5 protein-coding genes are annotated in these 6,944 nt (G+C 47.7%); all 5 read right to left on the reverse strand.

Annotated elements, in window-relative coordinates:
- Positions 1 to 149: 149 nt before the first annotated feature.
- The gene (gene gap / locus C5S62_RS01285; protein ID WP_104403732.1) at positions 150 to 1,160 is read right to left on the reverse strand and encodes a type I glyceraldehyde-3-phosphate dehydrogenase; all 1,011 of its coding nucleotides are present in this window, start codon (positions 1,158 to 1,160) and stop codon (positions 150 to 152) included.
- A 218-nt stretch (positions 1,161 to 1,378) separates the two neighbouring features.
- Positions 1,379 to 3,721 (reverse strand): TonB-dependent receptor, encoded by a 2,343-nt coding sequence (locus C5S62_RS01290; protein WP_223301091.1) that lies wholly within the window; start codon positions 3,719 to 3,721, stop codon positions 1,379 to 1,381.
- 77 nt (positions 3,722 to 3,798) lie between these two features.
- Positions 3,799 to 5,310, reverse strand: a complete 1,512-nt coding sequence (locus C5S62_RS01295; RefSeq protein WP_104403734.1) for a phosphotransferase — start codon at positions 5,308 to 5,310, stop codon at positions 3,799 to 3,801.
- A 39-nt stretch (positions 5,311 to 5,349) separates the two neighbouring features.
- The gene (locus C5S62_RS01300; RefSeq protein ID WP_104403735.1) at positions 5,350 to 6,063 is read right to left on the reverse strand and encodes a 16S rRNA (uracil(1498)-N(3))-methyltransferase; all 714 of its coding nucleotides are present in this window, start codon (positions 6,061 to 6,063) and stop codon (positions 5,350 to 5,352) included.
- Between the two features lie 12 nt (positions 6,064 to 6,075).
- Entirely contained in the window at positions 6,076 to 6,669 is a 594-nt protein-coding gene (locus C5S62_RS01305; RefSeq protein ID WP_172486214.1) for a bifunctional nuclease domain-containing protein, read from the reverse strand.
- Between the last annotated feature and the right edge of the window lie 275 nt (positions 6,670 to 6,944).

A 6,944-nucleotide genomic window follows, 5' to 3' on the forward strand; every position in this document is an offset into this window, starting at 1 on the left:
ACCAAATTTTAATTCACTTTTCTTACGTTTGTAGTATGATTTTTGTGCGGTATAAGAGTATTTTTTGTTTATGATAGAAATTAAATATAAAAGGTTGTCTAACTAAAAAATTAGACAACCTTTTGTTTTAAAGTTGGAAGGCTTTTTAATTAGCCATTTACTTTTGCCATGTGGGCAATGAGTTCGAGAACTTTGTTAGAGTAACCGATTTCGTTGTCGTACCAAGAAACAACTTTAACGAAAGTATCGGTGAGGGCAATACCTGCTTTAGCATCGAAGATGGAGGTGCGTGCATCACCGAGGAAATCGCTGGAAACAACGGCATCTTCGGTATAGCCAAGAACACCCTTCAGTTCGCCTTCAGAAGCTTCTTTCATGGCAGCGCAAATTTCTTCATAGGTAGCTGGTTTGGCGAGGTTTACAGTCAAGTCAACTACAGAAACGTCCAAAGTAGGAACACGCATGGACATGCCGGTCAACTTACCGTTGAGTTCAGGAATTACCTTACCTACAGCCTTGGCAGCACCGGTAGAAGAGGGGATGATATTGCCGGCAGCAGCACGGCCACCACGCCAGTCTTTCAAAGAAGGACCGTCAACAGTCTTCTGAGTAGCGGTAGTAGAGTGAACAGTTGTCATCAAACCATCGGTGATACCGAATTTGTCGTGAAGAACTTTAGCCACGGGAGCCAAACAGTTCGTTGTGCAAGAAGCGTTAGAAACGAACTGAGTACCCTTTTCATATTTATCGAAGTTAACGCCGCATACGAACATAGGCGTATCATCCTTAGAAGGAGCGGACATAACTACATATTTGGCACCAGCTTCGATGTGAGCCTGAGCTTTTTCCTTGGTAAGGAAAAGGCCTGTAGATTCTACTACATATTCAGCACCTACAGCATCCCATTTCAGATCGGCCGGATTACGCTCGGCTGTTACGCGGATAACATTACCATTTACAATCAATTGGCTCTTTTCAACGTCAGCTTCAATAGTGCCTTCAAACTGGCCGTGCATTGTATCATACTTCAACATGTATGCCAAGTAATCTACGGGGCAGAGGTCGTTGATACCTACAATCTGAATGTCGCTGCGAGTCTGAGCGGCGCGGAATACGAAACGGCCAATACGACCGAAACCGTTAATACCTACTTTAATCATAACTTTAATTTAACTATTAAGATGGTTAATATATTTTTCTTTTCTGTTGTTCAATGTATTAAGGATATGTTGTGACATGCCCCTCTTTTCACTGCAAATTTACGAAATCCTTTTTGTTTTTTAAGCACGTTTGGCGTATAAAAATGTGTGAAAATCCTTTTTTTATTCTATTTTTATTGTAAATGACGGACTCTTATCAAAGATGAAGAGGGTATGATTTAGAAATCAATGCTTAAACGTAAGTTGATTTGTCGTCCGGTCAGGTAATTCGGTACGGCATATTGTGTGTTGGTTATGTCCGTTACCCAATAATATGAATTGACGTTCTTGATATCCATAATATTGAAAGCGTCCAATCCTAGCCATACATTTTTTACTGCACGTCCCCAAGTTCTTTGGGCATTTTGTTTTTGGTCGCCCCAAAGTCGGTAGCTCATGCCTATATCCACTCGCTTATAGGCTGGTGCGCGAAATGTGTGTCTTTCACGACTTGTATGAGGTGGTCCGAAAGGGAGTCCGTCGGCAAAGGCGGCTTTGAGAGTCAGACGCCAGCGGTCGGTACCGGGAAAGTAGTCTGTGAAGTATAATGAAAGATTATAGCGCTGGTCTGTTGGACGTGGTAGCCAGATGCCGTTTAGTTTTTCTTTGGTTCTCATCAGGGAAAACGTTATCCAAGAATCTGTTCCGGGTACAAACTCCCCAAAGAGTTTGAAGTCTATACCGGTTGCATAACCTTTTGAGAGGTTTTTCCCATAATAAACAATGCGAACGTTGTCGATGCTGTAGGGGATAAGATTGGAGAGCGCTTTATAATATATTTCTGTAGTGAAGCGGAAGGGGCGGCCGAGCATTCGGAAAGTATAGTCGCTACCTAATACGAAATGTATGGACCGTTGCGACTTTATGCCTTTATTGAGGATGACGGAGAATATTCCTGCCGTATTTGTTGTGTCACGAAGTTCTTTGTAGAATGGTGCCTGATAGTAAAAACCAGTTGCAAAACGGAACGTCCAGTTGTTGCTGAATGATGGTAGAAGTCCCAGCGATAGGCGTGGCGATAGTAGGGTTTCTTTGTTCCAGTCCCAATGCGCCAGACGCAGGCCGTAGGTGAGGTTAAACAAGCCTATGTCTGTTTTAAAGCGCCATGCGTCCTGTGTGTATGCTTCGAGTCGGTTGGCCGTCAGCTCATTCTGTGACCGTTGGCTGTAGATGAGCATAAGACGGTCTGGTTCTGCCGGAAGTGAGTATCCCATAGAATCGCGCATTTCCCATTCCCGCGCATTTTCTCTGATATGTTCGCGCCGCCAGTCCACGCCGGCCTGTAATGTATGGTCTTTTACTTGTGTGCGGAATCTTAGCCCTAAGTTGAATACATTTGCTTTTAATCGGTTGCGGGCATGTTCCATATAAGTTCCAACGCCCAATTGTTCTTGTGTGGTCGCTTCGTTAAGCCAGTATTCGCCTTGTATGTCGTAAGTCTCCTGTTCCTGCGTGGCGAAAGACGATGCTTGCAGGGCCAGAAAAGTTTGTGGATTGAAATGTCGTGTGAGTGTGGCTGCTCCGAAGAGTGTTTTGAAGTTGTCTTTTTCCTGTCCGTCAAAGTAGACCTTGAAAGATTTGGCGTCATAGAGGGTGCCAAATTTCGTTTCACGGTCTTGCGGCTTGAAGTTGTAATGATTGTCGGAGATATTGCCCATCATGTCAAGGCTCCATCGTTGGTTGGGGCGCCATGATAATACGGCTTGATAGTCGAGAAAGTTCGGTTTATATTCGCCGTTAGTGTCGGTTGTTCCGAGTAGGTGTCGTGTGGTCTTATAGCGGATAGAGGTCATAAGGCTGACGTGCTTGTTGCCCCAGCCGATGTACCCGTTTGCACCTAGCATGGAGGCAGCGGCGGTAGCTTCAAATTTTTCCGGACGCTTATAAATGATATCGAGTACGGAAGACATGCGGTCGCCATAACGTGCCTCAAAACCACCTGATGAAAACCCGATACTTTCTACCATGTCAGAGTTGATGATGGAGAGACCTTCTTGTTGCCCGGAGCGTATCAGCATCGGACGGTAAACTTCTATGCCATTGAGGTAGACACAGTTTTCTTCGAAAGCTCCGCCGCGAACGTTGTATTGCGAGGATAATTCATTGTGGGTGGACACACCAGCTTGTGTCGCTATGATTTCTTCTACGGCATTACCTGTGGTCGATGGCATCAGTTTGCTGTCCGTAGGTTTGATTTTTTGTGTAGTTCCGGTTTGCACGCCTTGTCCCTTGACGGTGGCTTCCTCTAACATGGTCTGTCCGTAAGATGGCAGAATGATGTCTATGCGTACTGAGTCGGATGGCGAGTTGAGTTTGCGCCGTCGGGTTTCATAACCGATGAGAGAGTAAATAACGACAACCGTATCACGTGAGGAGCAGTATAAACTGTATTCTCCCTTGAGATTGGTTACCGTGCGTACTCCTTGAGCCTGTATTCTTACATTGGCCAACTCTATGGGGTCGCCCCGGTCGTCACGTACGGTACCGAATATGCGGCTACGCTTTTGCGCTGCCGTGTTCATAGCAACCGCACACATTATTATATATATAATCAGCCTCAGACTATTGATGCTTCTCATGCTTAGTTAATGAATGGAGTTTATTCTTTGCGACGGGCAAACACTTGATTGATACCTTGCTCGCGGTGGAAAAGTTGCACTTCAACGCCGTATTTGTTGTGGATATATTCTGCGGTGTGTTGTGCGCTGTAAACACTGCGATGTTGGCCGCCGGTGCATCCGAAACAGAACATCAGTGAGTTGAAACCGCGTTCTATGTAACGTGTCACATGGGTGTCGGCTAAAGCATAGACGTGTTCAAGAAAGCGGAGAATTTCGCCGTCTTTCTCCAGAAATGTTATTACAGGGGCATCCAGTCCGGTTTGTTGCTTGTAAGGTTCGTAACGTCCGGGATTGTGTGTGGAACGGCAGTCAAATACATAACCGCCTCCATTGCCCGACGGGTCTTCGGGAATACCTTTTCTGTAGCTGAAACTCCACACGCGTACAATGAGGTTTTTTTCAGTTTTCTCTTTTACTGATTCCACATGTACCGGCGTTTGTCGGTTGGTTGCCGGGAGAGTGGAAGAAAAAGAGGATGGTGTTTTTTCTTCAGTGCCGGTCAGGCGTTTTAATATTTCTTCCAGATAGGGGTAAGGGATGCATACCCCATCGAGAATCTGCCGCCGCAGGTTTTCGATGGCTGGTGGGATGCTGTCGATGAAGTATTGCTTGCGTTCGAAGTATCCGCGCAGGCCATAGGCTCCCAGCACCTGCAGAGTGCGGAAAAGTACAAATAGCTGCAAGCGGTTGCGGAATGCCTCTTCGTCAAAGTTGATGAGTGAGCGAAGTTCTTCAATATATTCAGCAGTCATTTCTTCGCGCAGGGCGTGCGGATAGCGTGCCGAGGCTTGCCACAGGAAAGAGGCAACGTCGTATTGCAGGGGGCCTGTTTGTCCTCCTTGAAAATCAATAAAGTGCGGCGTGGGAGACATCATGACATTGCGTGCCTGAAAGTCTCTGAAGAGAAATGTCTTTTTTTCGGTGCATGATGGCACAGTAAGGTCGCTGGCCATGTGTATGAGGTCGTTCTCCAGCCTCACTTCATCGCAGGCTATGTTTTTGGTGCGCAGAAAACAGTATTTGAAGTAGTAGAGGTCGAACATGGCGGAGCGTTCGTCAAAGTGGCGTGGCGACAGAAGACGTTCTTCATCAAGTCCTTCAGCTCCTATCACTTGTATGTGGGGAAGCAGGCGGATAGTCTGACGTATTTTCCGGTGTTCTTCTTCGTTGTAACCGTCGCCGGCTTTGCGTCCCCGCTCAAGTGCCTGATAGAGCGAGGTGCGTCCCAGGTCTGTTTGCAGATAACAGGTGGTATCGTCTGAAACTGCTATCACTTCAGGCACCGGCAGATATTTGCCGGCAAAATGCCGGCTCAGGTAAATGAAACACCGGTTTTCTTCGGTGTCAGGACTGATTACTCCGATGACACTTTCCCCGTCATTGCCTGTTAAACGCACATAGTGGCGGTTGCTGCCGGCCTTTGGCAGACTTTCCGTGTTTTGCGGAGTATGGCCGAAGTTTTGACGATAGAGTTCAATGAGGCGTTGCATGGCTTTTGATGAAATTTGTTAGGGGAATGTGTCTGGGAATTAACGGCTTGATTGGATTTGCAGGATGTGGACGGCTACGAGAGCGGCTGTTTCGGTGCGCAGACGGCTTTGTCCCAGGCTGACGGGTTTGTAGCCGGCTGCAATGGCCGTCTCGACCTCTTCAATACTGAAATCACCTTCAGGACCTATGAGGATGGTGGCATCGCCTTCGTGTGGCGCCACGTCGGCAAGGAAAGGACCTTGGTATTTCTCGTGGCAATGGGCTATGAATTTCTCACCGTTGCGTGGTTGGGCTATGAATGTCTTCAGAGGCGTCATTTCAGCCACTTCCGGCTTCCAGGCCTTGTGACTCTGCTTGGTGGCCGATACGACGATGCGTTCCACCCGTTCAGTCTTTACCACACGGCGTTCGGAGTTCTTGCAGTTCAGAAAAGTCAGTTGGTCCAGTCCGATTTCGGTAGCCTTTTCGGCCAGCCATTCCATGCGGTCTATGTTCTTTGTGGGGGCTACAGCCAAGTGGATGTGTCCTCTCCAGTAATGCGGGCCTTCGGTTGTATGCTCTATGTTGAGCATGACACGTTTTTGAGAAGCCACAGTTATTGTACATTCGTAGAAATGTCCCTTGCCGTCGGTGGCCAGCAGTTCGTCGCCTTCTTTCATGCGCAACACGCGCACGGCGTGGCCGGCTTCATCTGCCGGCAGTTGGCTGTCGGCCGGTAGGCCGGGAGCATAGAAAAGGTGATATTCTTTCATGATATGCGGAACTTAGGGATTGCCGGTGTCTTTTTGACGGCTGTTTATTTCATCACGCAACTGTGAGGCCAGCTCGAAATTGTCGCTTTCCACGGCCAGGCGCAGGGCCTCTTTCAGAAGATCGCCCGACATGGCAGTCAGGGGGATAGCCACCTGTCCTTCTTTGGATTGACGGTTGTGCAGGCGGTTGAACTCCTCTCGGTATATCACAATGGGGCATCCTTGTTCCAAAGAAGTGGCGATGCCTTGTGCCAGTTCCGTGTTGAGAATATGTTCATCATTGCTCCCGGCTTGCTGCCAGAAGATCGTGGCAAAGAAGTGGCCGGCCTGTGTGTAGCGCACTACGACCCGTCGGGGCGTAATGGCGAATACACGTGCCAGTTTGCCCATGAGCTTTGTTTCTGGAAAGTGCTGGTTCTCCAAGGCCTGACAAATCAGTTGGAATCCTTGTTTGTCAAGAATGAGGGGCAGGTGACGACTGCCCTCGCTTTCGCGCATGATGAGCAGGAATACGTCCGTCAGGGTGGTGCCTTGTGTCAATCCTTCGGGGGTCAGTTCTATGTAGTCTTGGGTGTCGTAGGTCATATTCGTTTCGTAATACTTCATACGGATGATAAAAATACGGACCGCAGCCAGGCCGGATCGTTTTAAAAAGCAAAGATACATCAACGCAGGCAGAGGACAAAGCGATTGATGTTTTTTTTGTGTACGGAGCGTCCGGTGAATGCTCTTAAAAGGGGAATAAAGGAGGTAGCCCGTATTTTAACATAATTTGCTTTTGGCTCGAAAATGTTGTATCTTTGTAACAGCAGAGCGGGACTTTCTTATGGAAAGTCCCGCTTTTTCGGTGTTTTTGAGGTGTGTTCCGGTGGGTTTTTACG

Origin of the sequence: Prevotella sp. MGM2 (assembly GCF_002933955.1) — a bacterium.
GTDB lineage: Bacteria > Bacteroidota > Bacteroidia > Bacteroidales > Bacteroidaceae > Alloprevotella.

Coding starts and splice junctions, on each gene's coding strand:
- C5S62_RS01290 (WP_223301091.1), bottom strand. CDS start 3,721: ATGAACACGGCAGCGCAAAAGCGTAGCCGCATATTCGGTACCGTACGT.
- C5S62_RS01295 (WP_104403734.1), bottom strand. CDS start 5,310: ATGCAACGCCTCATTGAACTCTATCGTCAAAACTTCGGCCATACTCCG.
- C5S62_RS01300 (WP_104403735.1), bottom strand. CDS start 6,063: ATGAAAGAATATCACCTTTTCTATGCTCCCGGCCTACCGGCCGACAGC.
- C5S62_RS01305 (WP_172486214.1), bottom strand. CDS start 6,669: ATGAAGTATTACGAAACGAATATGACCTACGACACCCAAGACTACATA.
- gap (WP_104403732.1), bottom strand. CDS start 1,160: ATGATTAAAGTAGGTATTAACGGTTTCGGTCGTATTGGCCGTTTCGTA.